This is a genomic window from Aeromicrobium sp. 10G20-16, from assembly GCF_055809665.1.
On sequence record NZ_CM147919.1, the window covers coordinates 2,782,039 to 2,797,844 of the forward strand.

18 protein-coding genes and 1 tRNA gene are annotated in these 15,806 nt (G+C 70.1%); 13 read left to right on the forward strand and 6 right to left on the reverse strand.

The annotated features are described in order from the left end of the window. Positions 1–23 precede the first annotated feature (23 nt). Complete coding sequence (locus AC0L5F_RS14220; RefSeq protein WP_473314060.1) at positions 24–320, forward strand: putative quinol monooxygenase; 297 nt, start codon at positions 24–26, stop codon at positions 318–320. Here the strand turns inward: AC0L5F_RS14220 and AC0L5F_RS14225 are convergent. Beyond that, the gene (locus tag AC0L5F_RS14225; protein WP_473314061.1) at positions 307–843 is read right to left on the reverse strand and encodes a hypothetical protein; all 537 of its coding nucleotides are present in this window, start codon (positions 841–843) and stop codon (positions 307–309) included. The two genes, AC0L5F_RS14220 and AC0L5F_RS14225, sit on opposite strands and share 14 nt — an antisense overlap. A 33-nt stretch (positions 844–876) precedes the next feature. Here AC0L5F_RS14225 and AC0L5F_RS14230 point away from each other — a divergent pair. The 3 genes from AC0L5F_RS14230 to AC0L5F_RS14240 all read left to right on the forward strand — a co-directional run bounded on the left by AC0L5F_RS14230 (position 877) and on the right by AC0L5F_RS14240 (position 4,116). Beyond that, a tRNA-Leu gene (locus AC0L5F_RS14230) sits at positions 877–950 on the forward strand. 337 nt (positions 951–1,287) lie between these two features. Then, the gene (locus AC0L5F_RS14235; RefSeq protein WP_473314062.1) at positions 1,288–3,636 is read left to right on the forward strand and encodes an acetyl-CoA acetyltransferase; all 2,349 of its coding nucleotides are present in this window, start codon (positions 1,288–1,290) and stop codon (positions 3,634–3,636) included. A 15-nt stretch (positions 3,637–3,651) separates the two neighbouring features. Further along, on the forward strand, positions 3,652–4,116 hold the full coding sequence (locus AC0L5F_RS14240; protein WP_473314063.1) for a GNAT family N-acetyltransferase: 465 nt from the start codon (positions 3,652–3,654) through the stop codon (positions 4,114–4,116). Here the strand turns inward: AC0L5F_RS14240 and AC0L5F_RS14245 are convergent. Then, on the reverse strand, positions 4,097–4,555 hold the full coding sequence (locus tag AC0L5F_RS14245; RefSeq protein WP_473314064.1) for a hypothetical protein: 459 nt from the start codon (positions 4,553–4,555) through the stop codon (positions 4,097–4,099). The two genes, AC0L5F_RS14240 and AC0L5F_RS14245, sit on opposite strands and share 20 nt — an antisense overlap. Beyond that, the gene (gene trmB, locus AC0L5F_RS14250; RefSeq protein WP_473314065.1) at positions 4,552–5,256 is read right to left on the reverse strand and encodes a tRNA (guanosine(46)-N7)-methyltransferase TrmB; all 705 of its coding nucleotides are present in this window, start codon (positions 5,254–5,256) and stop codon (positions 4,552–4,554) included. Before trmB ends, AC0L5F_RS14245 begins: the two co-directional genes overlap by 4 nt. Before the next feature lie 17 nt (positions 5,257–5,273). Between trmB and AC0L5F_RS14255 the strand changes: the two genes are divergently transcribed. The 4 genes from AC0L5F_RS14255 to AC0L5F_RS14270 all read left to right on the forward strand — a co-directional run bounded on the left by AC0L5F_RS14255 (position 5,274) and on the right by AC0L5F_RS14270 (position 8,155). Continuing rightward, positions 5,274–5,801 carry a DinB family protein gene (locus AC0L5F_RS14255; protein WP_473314066.1) on the forward strand — a complete coding sequence of 176 codons (528 nt, stop codon included), beginning with the start codon at positions 5,274–5,276 and terminating at the stop codon, positions 5,799–5,801. Between the two features lie 75 nt (positions 5,802–5,876). Continuing rightward, positions 5,877–6,212, forward strand: a complete 336-nt coding sequence (locus AC0L5F_RS14260) for a PadR family transcriptional regulator (RefSeq protein ID WP_473314067.1) — start codon at positions 5,877–5,879, stop codon at positions 6,210–6,212. Continuing rightward, positions 6,209–7,120: a DUF1700 domain-containing protein gene (locus AC0L5F_RS14265; RefSeq protein WP_473314068.1), complete on the forward strand. Its 912-nt coding sequence runs from the start codon at positions 6,209–6,211 to the stop codon at positions 7,118–7,120. The genes AC0L5F_RS14260 and AC0L5F_RS14265 overlap by 4 nt, the downstream gene beginning before the upstream one ends. A gap of 195 nt (positions 7,121–7,315) precedes the next feature. Continuing rightward, positions 7,316–8,155 carry a Bax inhibitor-1/YccA family protein gene (locus AC0L5F_RS14270; RefSeq protein ID WP_473314069.1) on the forward strand — a complete coding sequence of 280 codons (840 nt, stop codon included), beginning with the start codon at positions 7,316–7,318 and terminating at the stop codon, positions 8,153–8,155. A gap of 67 nt (positions 8,156–8,222) precedes the next feature. Here the strand turns inward: AC0L5F_RS14270 and AC0L5F_RS14275 are convergent, their stop codons facing one another. After that, positions 8,223–9,167, reverse strand: coding sequence for an SGNH/GDSL hydrolase family protein (locus tag AC0L5F_RS14275; RefSeq protein ID WP_473314070.1), 945 nt, complete (start codon positions 9,165–9,167; stop codon positions 8,223–8,225). 32 nt (positions 9,168–9,199) lie between these two features. Between AC0L5F_RS14275 and AC0L5F_RS14280 the strand changes: the two genes are divergently transcribed. The 3 genes from AC0L5F_RS14280 to AC0L5F_RS14290 all read left to right on the forward strand — a co-directional run bounded on the left by AC0L5F_RS14280 (position 9,200) and on the right by AC0L5F_RS14290 (position 12,181). Next, positions 9,200–9,880 (forward strand): tyrosine-protein phosphatase, encoded by a 681-nt coding sequence (locus AC0L5F_RS14280; RefSeq protein WP_473314071.1) that lies wholly within the window; start codon positions 9,200–9,202, stop codon positions 9,878–9,880. A gap of 71 nt (positions 9,881–9,951) precedes the next feature. Next, on the forward strand, positions 9,952–10,773 hold the full coding sequence (locus AC0L5F_RS14285) for an SDR family NAD(P)-dependent oxidoreductase (protein ID WP_473314072.1): 822 nt from the start codon (positions 9,952–9,954) through the stop codon (positions 10,771–10,773). Positions 10,774–10,789: 16 nt separating this feature from the next. Further along, positions 10,790–12,181 carry a cytochrome P450 gene (locus tag AC0L5F_RS14290; RefSeq protein ID WP_473314073.1) on the forward strand — a complete coding sequence of 464 codons (1,392 nt, stop codon included), beginning with the start codon at positions 10,790–10,792 and terminating at the stop codon, positions 12,179–12,181. Here the strand turns inward: AC0L5F_RS14290 and msrA are convergent. Further along, on the reverse strand, positions 12,178–12,816 hold the full coding sequence (gene msrA / locus AC0L5F_RS14295; RefSeq protein WP_473314074.1) for a peptide-methionine (S)-S-oxide reductase MsrA: 639 nt from the start codon (positions 12,814–12,816) through the stop codon (positions 12,178–12,180). The two genes, AC0L5F_RS14290 and msrA, sit on opposite strands and share 4 nt — an antisense overlap. A gap of 117 nt (positions 12,817–12,933) precedes the next feature. Between msrA and AC0L5F_RS14300 the strand changes: the two genes are divergently transcribed. Next, positions 12,934–14,028 (forward strand): AI-2E family transporter, encoded by a 1,095-nt coding sequence (locus AC0L5F_RS14300; protein WP_473314075.1) that lies wholly within the window; start codon positions 12,934–12,936, stop codon positions 14,026–14,028. A gap of 19 nt (positions 14,029–14,047) precedes the next feature. After that, complete coding sequence (ilvA, locus tag AC0L5F_RS14305) at positions 14,048–15,238, forward strand: threonine ammonia-lyase (RefSeq protein ID WP_473314076.1); 1,191 nt, start codon at positions 14,048–14,050, stop codon at positions 15,236–15,238. Positions 15,239–15,281: 43 nt separating this feature from the next. On the opposite strand, the gene greA is transcribed toward ilvA, so the two are convergent. Next, positions 15,282–15,785, reverse strand: coding sequence for a transcription elongation factor GreA (greA, locus tag AC0L5F_RS14310; RefSeq protein ID WP_473314077.1), 504 nt, complete (start codon positions 15,783–15,785; stop codon positions 15,282–15,284). Positions 15,786–15,806: the final 21 nt, after the last annotated feature.

The following is a 15,806-nucleotide window of genomic DNA, read 5'->3' on the forward strand; positions in this document are numbered from 1 at the left end:
CGATCGGGTCTACCGTCGCGAGCATGAGCATCCACACCGTCGCCGTCATCACCGCCAAGCCCGGATCGGAGGACGCGGTGCGCGAGGCCATGCAGAACCTGGTCGAACCCACCCGCGCCGAGGAGGGAAACATCTCCTACGACCTGTCCGAGTCGCTCGCCGAGCCGGGCACGTTCATCACCGTCGAGGAGTGGAACGACCCCTCCGACCTCGACAAGCACATGGAGACCGAGCACATCCAGAACGCGCTCGCGGTGCTGGGCTCGGAGCTGGCGGTCCCGCCGGCCATCCACCCGCTCAAGCCGCTCATCGTCGGCTAGCGACTCGCTGACGTAGTCCGGCGGCGAGTCCGAGGATCGTCACCCAGTCGAAGAATCCGCCGGCCACGGCGGCCACCCGGTGGTGCTTCACGCCGCCGAGGCGCAGCCGCAGGTGCACGCGGGTGCTCCCGGACGTCTCGGTCAGCACGATCGCCCACGACAGGCGGACGCGGCCGCGCCGGCTGGTGTGCACCAGTGTGTGGGGCCGCTCCAGCCTGCTCACGGTGAAGGTGGCGTCGGCACCGCCCCAGTCGGGGATGACGTCACCCACGGCCAGCGAGAGCGACGGATCGAGGTGCCACAGGCCGCGTCGTGGGCGGGGGATGGCACGTTCGACGGCACGCGGGAAGTACCACCCCGCGCGCTGCTTGCCGAGCTGCTCGAACCACGGCCACACCTCGTCGGCGCTGGCGTCGACGGTGAACGCGCGGTCCATCACGACGTTGGCATCGGGCACGATCTCGTCGCCCGCCAGCACCGCAGCCACCTCGCCTGCCGTCGGTCTCACTGCGTCGAAGGCCATGGTCGGACTGTAGCCAGCACTACGCTGAAGGCTGCTCCCGTAGCCCAATTGGCAGAGGCGGACGACTTAAAATCGTCACAGTGTGGGTTCGAGCCCCACCGGGAGCACAAGGTGCTGTTCGCCAGGGAGCGCAGCGACCGTGAGGGCGGAGCCCGAGGCGGACGTCAGCCGACGGGCTTGCGGTTGCGTTCGCCTCGGTCGCTGGCGCTCCCGGGCCCTAGCGAGCCTGCGAGCGTGAGGCGCGCCAGCGCCGAAGGGCACGTTCCTCGCAGAGCTCGTCACTGGCGAGCGGATTCGTTCGCCAGGGAGCGCAGCGACTGTGAGGCCGGAGGCCGAGGCGGACGTCAGCCGACGGGCTTGCGGTGGTCTCGCCGAAGGGCACGTTCCTCGCAGAGCTCGTCACTGGCACACGGGAGGGATCGTGCCAGCGATACTGTCAGGGTCATGAGTGACCAGCTGGACGACCGCACGCCCGTGATCGTCGGGGTGGGCCAGGTGGCCGACCCGATCGATGCCCCGGGCTACCACCGATGGTCGCCGGTCGAGATCGCCGCGGAGGCCGCGCGGCTCGCCCTCGCCGACGCGGGCGTCGACGGCGACCAGATCGACACCATCGCGGCGATCCGACAGTTCGAGGTGTCCACGCCGATCTCGTTCCCGCCGTTCGGCTGCTCGGCCAACGTGCCGCGCTCGATCGGGCAACGGATCGGGGCCGACCCCGCGCGGGCGATCCTGGAGGTCGTGGGTGGGCAGAGCCCCCAGGCCCTGGTCGCGGAGCTGGGCGACGAGATGGTCGCCGGCCGGTCCGAGGTCGCGCTGATCGTCGGGGGAGAGGCGATGTCGACCGTCCGGCACCTGCGCGGCGACGACCAGCCCGACTGGAGCGAGGACCCGGGCGGGCAGCTGGAGGATCGCGGCTTCGGGCTGCGGGGCGTCACGACGCTGACCCAGGTGCGACACGGTCTGATGGACGCCCCGAGCCAGTACGCGCTGCTCGAGCACGCCCGCCGCGCCCGGCTGGGGCTGGACCGCGCCACGTACCGCGCGCAGATGGGGCGGCTGTTCGCCCCGTTCACGCACGTGGCGGCCGCCAACCCGTTCGCGGCCGCACCCGCCGCCCGCGACGCCGACGACCTCGCCGCCGTCACCGATGACAACCGCATGGTGGCCGACCCGTACCCGCGCAGCCTGGTCGCGCGCGACCTGGTCAACCAGGGTGCCGCGGTGCTGCTGATGACGGCCGGCGCCGCCCGTCGGCTCGGTGTGCCGGAGGACCGGTGGGTGCACCTGCACGGCCACGCCGACCTCGTGGAGAAGACTCTGCTGGAGCGGCCCGACCTGGGCTCCTCGCCGGCGGCCGTCGCCGCGGTCGGGCAAGCCCTCCGCCAGGCGGGTGTCGGCATCGACGACGTCGACGCGATGGACCTCTACAGCTGCTTCCCGATCGCGGTCGCCATGGTGGCCGACGCCTTCGGCCTCGAGGCAGACGATCCGCGAGGTCTCACCCTCACCGGTGGTCTGCCGTACTTCGGCGGTCCCGGCAACAACTACTCGACCCATGCGATCGTCGAGGCGGTCGCACGGGCTCGCTCGGGCGACACCGTCCTGGTCGGGGCGAACGGCGGCATCGCGTCCAAGTACTCGGCCGGCGTCTACGCAGCGGCTCCCGCGCCGTGGCCGGGCGCGGACAGCGGCGACGCGCAGCGCGAGGTCGACCGGGTCGAGCCGGCGCCCGTGGCCGCACGCCCGCACGGATGGGCGACCATCGAGTCCTACACGGTCGCGTCCGGACGCCGCGGTGACGCTGTCGTGGTCGTGGGGCGCCTCGAGTCCGACGGGTCGCGCTTCCTGGCCAACCCGTTCGACGACGACGGAGAGATCCTCGCGGTCCTCACCGGCGACACCGAGCCGCTCGGCACCCGGCTGTGGGTGCGGTCGTACGGCTACGGCAACCGCGTCGCCCTGACGCCCGAGCGTGCCGAGGAGCTGGCGCCGACTCCGGCGCGGGGCCTGCGCGACGACTACCAGCACGTCTCGGTGCGCCGCGACGGACGAGTGCTCGAGGTGACGATCCAGCGACCCGACGTGCGCAACGCGCTGCACGTCGACGCCCACCTGGAGCTGGCCCACGTCTTCGACTCCTTCGAGGCCGACCCCGAGCTGTGGGTGGCCATCGTCACCGGCGCGGGCGACAAGGCGTTCTGCGCCGGCAACGACCTCGGCGCCACCGCCGGTGGCACCTTCCCGTGGGAACCGGACAGCGGGTTCGGTGGCCTGACCGCGCGCCGCATGACCAAGCCGGTCATCGCGGCCATCAACGGCATCGCCTACGGCGGCGGGTTCGAGATCGTGCTCGCCTGCCACCTCGTGGTCGCCGACGAGCGGGCCGCACGGTTCGCGCTGCCCGAGGTCAAGGTGGGGCTGTTCGCCGCCGCAGGCGGTGTCGTGCGGCTGCCGCGCCGCATCCCACCGGCCGTCGCGCACGAGCTGGTGCTCACCGGCCGGTCCATGGACGTCGCCGAGGCCGCCCGGTGGGGCCTGGTCACGCGGGTCGCGCCGCCCGGCGCCGCCCTGCAGACGGCACGCGAGCTGGCCGCCGAGATCGTCGCGGTCTCACCGACGTCGGTGCGGCTGTCGCTGCAGGCGATCGAGGACACCCGCCACATCGCCGACGAGGTCGACGCCGTCCGGCACGAGACCGATGCGCTGGACCAGCTGCTGGTCAGCCAGGACTCGATGGAGGGAGTGATGGCGTTCGTCGAGAAGCGGCAGCCGATCTGGCGCAACCGCTGATCTACGATGACCCCGATGATCCTCTCCTCGCCCGATCCCGCGGCCGACCCGTACGTGGCGCGCGCGCTGCTCGCGGTCCAGCACGCGGCGTTCGAGATCGAGGCTGCTTTCGTGGGGTCGCGGGACATCCCGCCGCTGCAGGAGGACGAGGTCGCGCTCACCGCGTTTCGGGGCCACTGGGTCGTGGCGTGGGACGGCACGGACCTGCTGGGCGCGGCGGCCTGGTGCACTCGCCCCGAGCAGCTGGAGATCGACCGGGTCATGGTGCACCCGTCGGCGCACCGGCGTGGCGTCGGCAGTGCGCTCATGGGCCGGATGGTCGAGGCCGCCGACGGACGCGACCTCGTGGTCACGACCGGTCGCGACAACCCGCCGGGCATCGCCATGTACGCCAAGCACGGGTTCGTGCCGGAGGACGACTTCGAGGCTCGGCCGGGCCTCTGGCTGACCCGGATGCGCCTCAGTCCTGCTGGAGCCTGACGGCCGACCACGTGTCACCCAGGTCGACTCGTTCGCCGGCCGACCATCCGTACTCCTGCGCCATGCGCTCGATCTGCTCGACGCCCTCGGTGCGGACCTCGGACGGCAGCACCAGCCACACCAGTGGGACCGACCCGACGCGGGGCAGCGTGTCGTCGAGCAGGGCCGGGGTCGCGTCCATCGTCTCGACCACGATGACGGCGGCGGTGATCGGGTCGCTGCGGTAGGTGGACATGTCGGCTTCGTCGCCGGTGGGGTCGCCGGAGTCCTCGTCGACGTCGTCGTCCTGGTCGCGGAGCCGATCGCGATCGACCACGACCTCGACACCCACGGGGAGGGGGTCGAGCAGGGCTCGTTCCTCGTCGGAGGTGCCGAGCACCCAGACCAAGCCGTGGGTGATGTGCAGCTTCTCGGCGCGACTCTCCTGGACACCGCTCATGGCGCCACCCTAGTCGCGCAGAAGTCGTGGATGACCCGGTCCTTGGCGAGGCCCTTGGTCTCGAAGCGGGTGACCGGACGGCCCTCGAACCGCTCGCAGGTGCCCCCGTCGAAGTCGGGTGCCTCGGCCAGCACGCGGGCGATCTGGTCGGCGTAGTCGGCCCAGTCCGTCGCGATGCGCCAGGTGCCGCCGATCGGGAGCACGCGCGCCGCGAGAGTCGCGAAGTCGGCGGTGATGAGGCGACGCTTGTTGTGCTTGGTCTTGTGCCACGGATCGGGGAACCAGATGCGCAGCTCGTGCAACGACTCGGGGGCCAGCGCCGTGGTGAGCATCTCCGGGGCGTTGACGACGGCCAGACGGATGTTGGTCAGGCCCTCTCGTCGGATGTGCAGCAGCGTCTGGGCAACCGCGGGGATGTACACCTCGAACGCGAGGAAGTCGATCTCGGGGTGGGCCTGCGCCGCGTGGGCCAACGACTCGCCGTAGCCACTGCCGATCTCGAGGATCGTCGGCGCCGTGCGGCCGAAGAGCGTCGGCAGGTCCAGGCGGAAGTCCGGGTCGACGGACGTGCTCGGACCGGCGCGCGGGACGTCGAGCACGTACTCGCCGGCCAGCTCGTCCCACGCACGCTGCTGTCGCTCGCCGAGTCGTCCCCCGCGTCGCGAGAAGGAGACGGGGGAGGATCGATAGGGCGCTTCCACCGCGCTAGCGTATGCGGATGGCGATCGAGCCCGACAGCAAGGACTGGACCTGGGTGCTCGACGAGCCGTGCCCCGACTGTGGATTCGACGCGAACGGCACCGACGCACGCTCGGTCGCCGGCGAGGTCCGGGCGTGCATCCCGGCGTGGATCACCGTGCTCTCACGGCCCGACGCGCGCATCCGACCGGACGAGAGCACGTGGTCACCGGCGGAGTACGCGTGCCACGTGCGTGACGTCTTCGGCGTGTTCCGCGCCAGGATCGAGCAGATGATCGCCGACGACGATCCGATCTTCGCGAACTGGGACCAGGACGAGACGGCGCGGGACGACGAGTACGCGGCCCAGCTGCCGGCGCGGATCGGTCCGGTCCTGCGCATGCGCGGACTGCACATGGCGCAGCGCCTCGAGTCCATTCGCGGCGACCAGTGGCAGCGCTCGGGCCGGCGCAGCAACGGCTCGGCCTTCACGGTCGAGACGCTGGTCCTGTACTTCTGGCACGACGTCGTGCACCACCTGGCCGACGTCGGCGCCGACCGCGGCTGACCCCTCTGACGAGCGCTGCGACACCTTGAATCGCGCTCTGCGTGGTACTGCGCATTACGTGGTACTGTCCGTCGCATGGATGCAACCCAGCTGCTCAAGGGAGTGCTCGACGTGGCGGTGCTCGCCGTGGTCGAGGACGAGGACGGGTACGGCTACGACGTCGTGCGCAGGCTGCGTGCCGCCGGCCTCGAGGAAGTCGGAGACGCGTCGGTCTACGGGACGCTGCGGCGTCTGTACACCGCCGGCGCGCTCACGTCGTACGTCGTGCCCTCCGAGGAGGGCCCGCACCGCAAGTACTACGGGATCAACGCGCAGGGTCGGGCCACGCTCGACCTGCAGCGCAAGGTCTGGTCCGAGTTCGCCACCACCATGAACACACTGCTCGCCACGAAGCCGGGAGAAGCCGCATGACCATCTCCACCATCACGCCCCAGATCGCGTCGTTCGCCCAGGCCGTGCGCGATGCCCTGCACGACCTGCCCGCCGAGGAGCGCGACGAGCTCACCGACGGCCTGGAGGCCGACCTCGCCGAGGCCTACGCCGAGGACCTGCAGCGCGAGCTCCCCGACCCCGTCGAGTACGCCACCGAGCTGCGCAACGCAGCCGGGCTGCCCAAGGTCGCTGACGACAGGGCCGGCCTGCTCGCCACGATGTCGGCCTCGATGCGGCGGACGAAGCTCGACCTGGCCGACGTCGTGCACCGCAATCCGGCCCTGAAGCCGGTGGCGGAGTTCCTCGTCGCGATCCGCCCGCTGTGGTGGCTCACGCGTGCGTGGGTCGCCGCCTGGATCGTGGGCGCCGTGTTCGGCTTCGAAGGCGGCTTCGCGCCGCGCGGTCCGGGCTGGATCCTCCTGCTGGTGTTCGCCGTCATCAGCGTGCAGTGGGGGCGCGGCCGGTGGCAGTTCGCCGGCGTCCGACCGGTCGTCACGGTGGGCAACCTCATCGCGGTGGTGCTCGTGCTGCCGGTGGTGTCCATGGCCAACGACTGGACCACCCAGATCTCGTACCCGTACTACTCGAGCTTCCGACGGGTCCGACCAGGACCTCACCGGCGTCTATCTCAACGGCAACCAGGTGACCAACATCTTCCCGTACGACGCGGCCGGACAGCCGATCACGGACGTCCAGCTGTTCGACCAGGACGGCAACCCGCTGGCCACCTCGGTGCCCGGCGGCAACGGCTGCCTCGACGCCGCCTGCGACACCCCCGGGCTCTGGGCGGCACGGGTGCTGGAGTCGGGAGCCTCGGTGTTCAACGTGTTCCCCCTGTCGATGACCGCCGGGACCTACAGCGACACCAACGGCGAGCTCGTCCCTGAACCGGGCGCAACGCCCCAGGAACGCCAGCTTCCGCTCCTGAAGGTGCCGGCCGTCCAGCCGGGCGCGAAGCCCGCGAGCACCGAGAAGGTTGCGCCGCAAAACCAGTGAGAACGGGAGCAAATCGACCCGCTGGTGCGTTGTATAGGGTGAAGGCAACGACTCCACCTATTCGGAGCCATCCCACGGAGGGAATCATGAAGAGCAGCAACCCCGTCTTCGCCCGCAGCGCCGAGTTCAACGGCCGCGGCGGCGCGATCGCCAAGACCGCGAGCGACCCGTCGCAGTGGCAGGTCGACCTGTCACCCGCCGGAACGCCCACCCACACCGGCGCCGGCACCGGCCGCATGACGATCGAGACGGTCGTCGAGAAGACCGCCGTCACGCTCGGCGTGCTGGTCGTCACGGCGGCGGCCGCCTGGTTCCTCATCGGCGACGTCGCCGGGGACCAGTCGTCGCTCAACCGCGCCTACGCGTTCGCCTTCGGCGGAGCGATCATCGGCTTCGGACTGGCGATGGTCAACTCGTTCAAGAAGGTCATCAGCCCCGGGCTGGTGCTCGCCTACGCGGCCGTCGAGGGTGTCTTCGTGGGAGCCTTCTCCAAGGTCGTCTCCACCTACGTCGGCGACCCGACGATCGTGTTCCAGGCCGTGCTCGCCACCATGGTCGCCTTCGGCGGCACGCTGGCCGCCTACAAGTTCTTCGACATCCAGGTCACCGACAAGTTCCGCAAGGTCGTCACGATCGCGATGTTCAGCTTCGTGGGCGTCATGCTGGTCAACCTGGTCCTCAGCCTGACGGGCGTCCTGAGCTCGGGAGGCCTGCGCGGCTTCAACGGGCTCGGCCTGGTCGTCTCGGCCGTCGCCGTCGTGCTCGCCGTGTTCATGCTGATCATGGACTTCGACATGGTCGAGAAGGGCGTCGCGGCCGGCATCCCCGAGCGCGAGTCCTGGCGCGCGGCGTTCGGTCTGACCGTCACCCTGGTCTGGCTGTACATCGAGATCCTGCGCATCCTCGCCATCCTGCGTGGCGACTGATCATCCAGCAGCACACGAACACGGCCGGTTCCCTCGGGGACCGGTCGTTTCGCGTCTGCTGGGGCGGTCAGCCGCGGCGGCGACGCAACACGGTGGCCCATCGGCGGCCCTGCCCCTGGCCCTGCACCACCTGGGTGCCGGCGTTCTGCACGGCCTCGGCGGCGGCGTCGTCCAGCGACATGACGTCGCGCGGCTGTCCGGCGTAGGCCGGAGCGTCCATGTCCGCGTACGCCGACGTGCGCTCGCGTTCGCGCATCGAGGCGGCCATCGCGGGGATGAGCACCGAGACCATGTTGGCGTAGCCGGTCTCGGACGGGTGGAAGCTGTCGACGCCGAACATGACGTCGCGCTTCTCCATGAACAGCACGCCCAGCAGGCTGCCGAGGGAGACGGCGCGGCCGCCCGCCTCGACCACCGCCACGGTCTGCTTGCGGGCCAGCACCCGGCTCAGCTGCCGGGCCACGGTGCGCAGCGGCTGCTTGATCGGCTGGATGGTGCCGAGGTCAGGACACGTGCCGACCACGACCTCGCTGCCGAGATCGACCAGGCGGCGCACCGCCAGAGCCAGGTTGCGCGCTGACACCCGCGGAGTCACCTGGTGCGTCACGTCGTTGGTGCCGATCACGATCACCACGATGTCGGGGACGAAGTCGCCCATGCGGTCGATCTGGTCGTTCAGGTCCGAGGCCTGGGCGCCGACCACGGCGTAGGAGCGCACGTCGACCTGCACGTCGAGCACGTGCGACAGCCCGATGCCGATCATGGCCGGTGGCGTGGCGTCGGCACGATCCATGCCGTAGCCCACTGCTGCGCTGTCGCCGAGCACGGCGCACTTGATGGTGTGCCCGGGCACGTCGCCGTACAGGCCGTCGGCGGACGGCGGCCTGTCGTCGGTGGTGCCGATGGCGCGGCGGGCGAGCAGCGCTTCTCCGACGAGGAACCCGTACAGGCCCGAGAGGGTGAGGCCGCTGCCGACCGCCGCCGCAGCGGCAATGGTTCGGGGGCGTGGCACGAGGCCATTCTAGGTCGTGGCACGCTGACGACGTGCCTCAGAGCGTCCCGAACCTGCGTGACATTGGTCGTACTCCCACAGAGGAGGGCCGTGAGCTCCAGGTCGGTCGGGTGCTGCGGGGCGGGCTCCCGTTCGACGACGACGTCGTCGACCACGTCGTCTGGCCGCCGGCGCTCGTCGTCGACCTTCGGTCCGACCGCGAGATCGCCCAGCAGCCGACCTTGAGCACCGTTCCCTCCATCAATCTGCCGCTGCTCGCCTCGCTGCGTCCCGAGGCCCACCACGACGGCACCCTCGTGACGCTGTACCGCGCCCTGCTCGATGCTGCGGCGCCGTTGCTGGTCGACGTCGTGCGGGCCGTCGTCGATGCGGACGGTCCGGTGCTCATCCACTGCGCAGCCGGCAAGGACCGCACCGGGATCTCGATCGCCCTGCTGATGAGGCTGGTCGGGGTCGACCGGGCGACCGTGATGGGCGACTACGTGCGCACCAACGACGCCCTCGACGCCATCGACGAGCGGCTGCGGGCGTTGCCGGGCAACGAGGGGCGTTCGAACCTGCCGCGCGAGTACTTCCACGTTGTGCCGGAGGCGCTCGACGTGGTCCTCGACGTGTGGGACGGGCACGAGGGTGGGGTGCACGGCTGGTTCCAGCAGGTCGGCGCCGAGCCCGATCTCGCCGATCGACTGAAAAGGGTGCTGGTGGCGCCGTGATCCTCTGCTAGTCTCGGACTCAGATACCGAGGGTATCTGAAAGTTCACGTGAGACTGCAGAGGATTCCGCCATGACCAGCATTCCCGGCAAGGTCGCCGTCGTCACCGGAGCAGGATCGGGCATCGGGCGGGCACTCGCCGTCGAACTCGCCCGTCGCGGTGCCAAGGTCGCGATCAGCGACATCGACACCGCCGGCCTCGCCGAGACCGAGCAGCTGGTCAAGCGGGCCGGGGGAGACGTGAAGGTCGATCACCTCGACGTCTCGCAGCGCGAGCTCGTCCTGGCCTACGCCGACGACGTCGTGGCCCACTTCGGCGTCGTGAACCTGGTCTTCAACAACGCCGGCATCGCGTTCACCGGCGACGTCGAGCAGATGTCGTTCAAGGAGATCGACCGCGTCATGGACGTCGACTTCTGGGGCGTCGTCAGCGGCACCAAGGCGTTCCTGCCGCACGTCATCGCGTCGGGCGAGGGACACATCATCAACGTCTCGAGCGTGTTCGGACTGTTCAGCGTGCCCACCCAGAGCGCCTACAACGCCGCCAAGTTCGCGGTGCGCGGATTCACCGAGTCGCTGCGGCAGGAGATGAAGCTGCGCCACCACCCGGTGCAGATCACCACCGTGCACCCCGGCGGCATCAAGACCAACATCGTCAACAACGCCGAGGCCGTCGAGGGCGTCGACCGCGAGGGCATGGCCAAGGACTTCAACACCAAGCTGGCCCGCACCACGCCTGAGAAGGCCGCCCAGGTCATCCTCAAGGGCGTGGAGAAGAACAAGGCGCGCGTGCTGATCGGCGCCGACGCCGTGGTCCTGGACTCGATGGTGCGCGCGCTCGGCGCCGGCTACCAGCCCCTGGTCACGTTCTTCGCCCGACGCAACGGCATGTGACCCGGTGGTCGGCGCCGTGCTCAACGACTGGGGAGGCCAGACCTTCCCGCACCTGCCCGGCCGCAAGCCCGTGGTGGGCGACATCGGCAGCATCACGCCGGGCTCGCCGCTGCAGAGCGTCGTGGAGCAGTGTGGCGACCTCGGTCCCATCTTCGAGCTGAAGGTCTTCGGGCAGAAGTTCGTCTTCGTCTCGGGTGCTGAGCTGGCCGCCGAGCTGGCCGACGAGAAGCGGTTCGAGAAGGGCCTGTCGCCGGCCCTGGTGGCGCTGCGCGACTTCGCCGGGGCCGGCCTGTTCACCGCCTACAACGACGAGACCGACTGGGAGCTGGCGCACACGCTGCTGATGCCGGCCTTCACGCGGGCCGCGATGCAGCGGTACCACCCGATCATGCTGGAGGTGGCGCGCGAGCTGTTCGGTGCGTGGCAGGGCGTGGAGGGCCCCGTCGACGTCTCGGCGGACATGACCCGACTGACGCTCGAGACCATCAGCCGGTCGGCGTTCAGCACCGACTTCGGCTCGTTCACCCGCGACGAGCCGCACCCGTTCGTGACCGCGATGATCGTGGCGCTGACGGCCGGGCAGCGCAAGGGATCGCTGGCCACGATGCCGGGTGCCTCGCTCGTCACCCGCCGCATCGAGAAGCGCAACGCCCACCACCAGGCGTACGTCGACGACCTGCTCGACGGCATCATCGCCGATCGGCGAGCGCAGCCATCCGGTGGTGACGACGAGCCCGATCTGCTCGGCCTGATGCTCGACACGCCGCACCCCGAGACCGGCGAGCAGCTGTCCGACCTCAACATCCGCCACCAGATCCTGACCTTCCTGGTCGCCGGTCACGAGACGACCTCGGGAGCGCTGTCGTTCGCGCTGTACTACCTGTCCCGCCACCCCGAGGCGCTGGCGAAGGCGCAGGCCGAGGTCGACGAGATCCTCGGCCCGGACCGCACGGTCGAGCCGACCTTCGAGCAGGTGGCGAAGTTTCGCCACGTGCGCCATGTGCTGGACGAGAGCCTGCGGCTGTGGCCCACCGCGCCGGGGTTCACCCGCACGCCGCGCGAGGAGACCATCCTGAGCACCGGCCACACGATGCGCCCCGGCGACTGGGCCATCGTGGTGCTGCCGATGACGCATCGCGACCCGGCGGTCTGGGGCCACACCGCCGAGGAGTTCGATCCCGACCGGTTCGACCGGTCACGCGGCCGGACTCCCTCGGTCTACAAGCCCTTCGGCACGGGCGAGCGCTCCTGCATCGGCCGTCAGTTCGCCCTGCACGAGGCCGTGCTGGTGCTCGCGATGATGCTGCACCGCCACGACCTCGCGGGCGACCCGGACTACGACCTGAGGATCGCCGAGCGGCTCACCCTGATGCCGGAGGGCTTCGAGCTGACCCTCACGCCCCGCTAGGCGTAGGCCACGCCGGTGGCGTGGAGCGGGCAGTAGCCGAACGGGTTCTTGACCAGGTACTGCTGGTGCACCGCTTCGGCGTAGTAGTACGCGTCCAGCGGCAGGATCGACGTGGTGATCTCGCCGTATCCGGCCTTGGTCATCTGCTGCTGGTACGCCACGCGGGACGCCTCGGCCTCCTGCTGCTGCTCGTCGCTCGTGGTGAGGATGATGGAGCGGTAGTTGGACCCGCGGTCGTTGCCCTGGCGCATGCCCTGGGTGGGGTCGTGGTTCTCCCAGAACACCTTGAGCAGGTCCTGGTAGGACACGGTGGCGGGATCGAACACCACGCGCACGACCTCGGCGTGGCCGGTGCGGCCGGTGCAGACCTCGTCGTAGGTGGGGTTCGGCGTGATGCCACCGGCGTAGCCGACGGTGGTCGACCAGACGCCCGGCACCTCCCAGAACGTCTTCTCCTCGCCCCAGAAGCAGCCGAGGCCGAACACGGCGACCTGGTAGCCGTCGGGGCCGTCCGTGATCAGCGGGTTGCCCGTGACCAGGTGGGTGTCGCCGACGTCGAAGGGTCGCTCGGACCGCCCGGGCAGGGCGGTGTCGCTGGTGGGGAGCTCGCTCTTGCGGCCAAACATGATGGTCATCACCTCTCGGAGCCGACGTGCTGCACGGTCGTGGGGCGGAAGGGTCCGCACACATCCATCACAACGCACGCGGCCGTGCGACTGTTCCATCGCGGGATCACCGGTAGCGTTCTCCGTGTGAGCGACAGGTACCAGGTTCCCGCGGGCATCGACGTCGCCACGCAATGGGCCTGGAGGCTCGTCGTCATCGGCGGCGCCGGGCTCGGCGTCATCTGGCTGCTGCGGTTCTTCAGCGAGATCACGGTGCCGCTCGCGATCGCCGTGCTCGGCACGGCGCTGACGATCGGCGCGGTCGACCGCCTGCAGGCCTGGGGTGTACCGCGGCTGGCGGCCACGTTCATCGTCGTGATCTTCATGCTGCTGGCGTTCTTCGGCATGCTGGGCCTCGTCGGTCAGCAGCTGTCCACCCAGGTGACCGACCTGCGCGCCAACGTCGTCGACGGCATCTCGCAGGTGCAGGACTGGGCCAAGGGCGGCCCGCTGAACCTGACCGACAACCAGATCCAGGGCTACATCGACAGCGCCAAGGACACCATCGCCTCCAGCAACACCTCGGTGCTCACCCGCGCCGGCGAGGTCGGCACCACGCTGACCCACGTGCTGGCGGGGTTCTTCATCGCCTTGTTCTCGTCGTTCTTCTTCCTCTACGAGGGTCAGCGCATCTGGAGCTGGATCGTCGCGATCTTCCCTCGCGAGGCACGCGAACGGATCGACTCCTCCGGCCACACGGCGTGGATCACCCTGACGCAGTTCGTGCGCGCCACCGTCATCGTGGCCTTCACCGATGCCCTCGGCATCGCGCTGGCCGCGTGGGCGCTGGGCGTGCCGCTGTCGTTCGCCATCGGCGTGCTGGTCTTCCTCGGTGCCTTCGTGCCGATCATCGGTGCGCTGCTGTCCGGCCTCGTCGCCGTGCTGGTGGCGTTGGTCGCGCAGGGTCCCGTGGTGGCGGCCTTCATGCTGCTGGCCGTCGTCGTGGTGCAGCAGATCGAGTCGCACGTCCTGCAGCCGTTCCTGATGGGCCGGTTCGTCGCGGTGCACCCGCTGGCGATCATCCTGGCCATCGCGGCCGGTGTGGCGGTGGCGGGCGTGGTGGGTGCCCTCATCGCGGTGCCGCTGGCGGCCTGCCTGAACGGCGTGGTCCGACACCTGGTCGACACGGCACAGGAGTACCAGGACAGACCTGAGGAAGACGTCGACGTCGAGGCGACATGAGGCTCGGTAGGTTGGTCGGGTGAATCTCGACGACGTACGAGCAGCCCGCGAGCTGTTGACCGGAGTCATCGACGTCACTCCCGTCTCGCACTCGCGCTGGCTCAGCGAGCGCACCGGCGTCCCGGTGTACCTGAAGGCCGAGAACCTGCAGCGCACCGGATCGTTCAAGATCCGGGGCGCGTACGTGCGCATCGCCCGGCTGAGCGACGCCGAGCGAGCCAACGGCGTGGTGGCGGCCAGCGCCGGCAACCACGCCCAGGGCGTGGCGCTGGCGGCCCGGATGCTCGGGGCGAAGGCCACGATCTTCATGCCGGAGGGTGCCGCCCTGCCCAAGGTGGCGGCCACCGAGGGGTACGGAGCCGAGATCCGGTTCCACGGGGACGGCGTCACCGCGGCCCTCGTGCCGGCGCGGGCGTTCGCGGAGGAGACCGGTGCGGTGCTCATCCACCCGTTCGACCACGAGGACATCGTGGCCGGGCAGGGGACGCTGGGGCTGGAGGTCCTGGAGCAGGTGCCGGACGTGCGCACCATCGTGATCCCGCTCGGCGGGGGCGGACTCACCGCCGGAGTGGCCCTGCTGAAGACCGAGCGCCCCGACATCCGCGTCGTCGGTGTGCAGGCCGAGGAGGTGGCGGCCTATCCGCCGTCCCTGGCCGGAGGTGCACCGGTTCCGGCCTCGATGGGCGCCACGATGGCCGACGGCATCGCCGTGGCGCAGCCGGGCTCCATCCCGTTCGAGATCGTGCGCGACCTCGTCGACGAGGTCGTCACCGTCAGCGAGGAAGCCATGAGTCGCGCGTTGATCGGCATGCTCGAGCGGTCCAAGCTGCTGGTCGAGCCGGCCGGCATCGCCGCCGTGGCGGCGGTCCTCGACCGTCCGGGCGAGTTCGAGGGGCCGGTCGTGCCGGTCCTGTCCGGCGGGAACGTGGACCCGCTGGTGCTGCTCGACGTCATCCGGCACGGGCTGGTCGCTGGCGGCCGGTTCATGCAGCTGGCGGTACGCATCTCGGATCGTCCCGGTGCGCTCATGGCGCTGCTCAGCGACCTGGCGGCCCTGCAGGTCAACGTCATCAACGTCAACCACGACCGCGCCGCCGAGTCGCTGGTCATCAACCAGGTCGACGTGGCCGTGCAGGTGGCCACCCGCGGGCCGAAGCACCGCACCGAGGTGCAGCGCCGACTCGGCGAGCTGGGCTACCAGGTGCTGTAGGTCAGAACGGCCCCATCAGAAGGGCCCGATCAGAACGGCCCCATCAGAAGGGCTTGGCGGCGACGACCTCGACCGAGATGGTCGCGCCGTTGGGGGCCTCGTAGCTGACCGTGTCGCCGACCTTCTTGTCCAGCAGTGCGGCGCCGAGCGGCGAGGTGGGGGAGTAGACGTCCATCTCGACGCTGGAGTCCATGCTCAGCAGCTCACGCGAGCCGAGCAGGAACTCCTCGGTGTCGGTGTCGCCGGCGAAACGGATGGTGACGATCATCCCGGCACCCACGGTGCCGTCATCGGCCGGCTTCTCGCCGACCTCGGCCTTGCGCAGCATGGCCTCGAGCTGATCGATGCGGGCCTTGGTCTTGCCCTGCTCCTCGCGGGCGGCGTGGTAGCCGCCGTTCTCCTTGAGGTCGCCCTCGTCGCGGGCGGCAGCGATCTTGGCGGTGACGTCGGCCATGACGTCACCCTTGAGGTGCTCGAGCTCTGCCTGCAGACGGTCGTACGCCTCCTGGGTCACCCAGATGGTGTCGGACTCGATGGGCTGAGTCATGGCAGTACCTCCTCGCATGGA

What these genes read in the sequence shown, in the direction of transcription:
- msrA (WP_473314074.1), bottom strand. Translation starts at nt 12,816, where the DNA reads ATGACCATCATGTTTGGCCGCAAGAGCGAGCTCCCCACCAGCGACACC.
- AC0L5F_RS14225 (WP_473314061.1), bottom strand. Translation starts at nt 843, where the DNA reads ATGGCCTTCGACGCAGTGAGACCGACGGCAGGCGAGGTGGCTGCGGTG.
- AC0L5F_RS14270 (WP_473314069.1), top strand. Translation starts at nt 7,316, where the DNA reads ATGAAGAGCAGCAACCCCGTCTTCGCCCGCAGCGCCGAGTTCAACGGC.
- AC0L5F_RS14285 (WP_473314072.1), top strand. Translation starts at nt 9,952, where the DNA reads ATGACCAGCATTCCCGGCAAGGTCGCCGTCGTCACCGGAGCAGGATCG.
- AC0L5F_RS14255 (WP_473314066.1), top strand. Translation starts at nt 5,274, where the DNA reads ATGGCGATCGAGCCCGACAGCAAGGACTGGACCTGGGTGCTCGACGAG.
- AC0L5F_RS14265 (WP_473314068.1), top strand. Translation starts at nt 6,209, where the DNA reads ATGACCATCTCCACCATCACGCCCCAGATCGCGTCGTTCGCCCAGGCC.
- greA (WP_473314077.1), bottom strand. Translation starts at nt 15,785, where the DNA reads ATGACTCAGCCCATCGAGTCCGACACCATCTGGGTGACCCAGGAGGCG.
- AC0L5F_RS14245 (WP_473314064.1), bottom strand. Translation starts at nt 4,555, where the DNA reads ATGAGCGGTGTCCAGGAGAGTCGCGCCGAGAAGCTGCACATCACCCAC.
- AC0L5F_RS14240 (WP_473314063.1), top strand. Translation starts at nt 3,652, where the DNA reads ATGATCCTCTCCTCGCCCGATCCCGCGGCCGACCCGTACGTGGCGCGC.
- AC0L5F_RS14260 (WP_473314067.1), top strand. Translation starts at nt 5,877, where the DNA reads ATGGATGCAACCCAGCTGCTCAAGGGAGTGCTCGACGTGGCGGTGCTC.
- AC0L5F_RS14235 (WP_473314062.1), top strand. Translation starts at nt 1,288, where the DNA reads ATGAGTGACCAGCTGGACGACCGCACGCCCGTGATCGTCGGGGTGGGC.
- AC0L5F_RS14220 (WP_473314060.1), top strand. Translation starts at nt 24, where the DNA reads ATGAGCATCCACACCGTCGCCGTCATCACCGCCAAGCCCGGATCGGAG.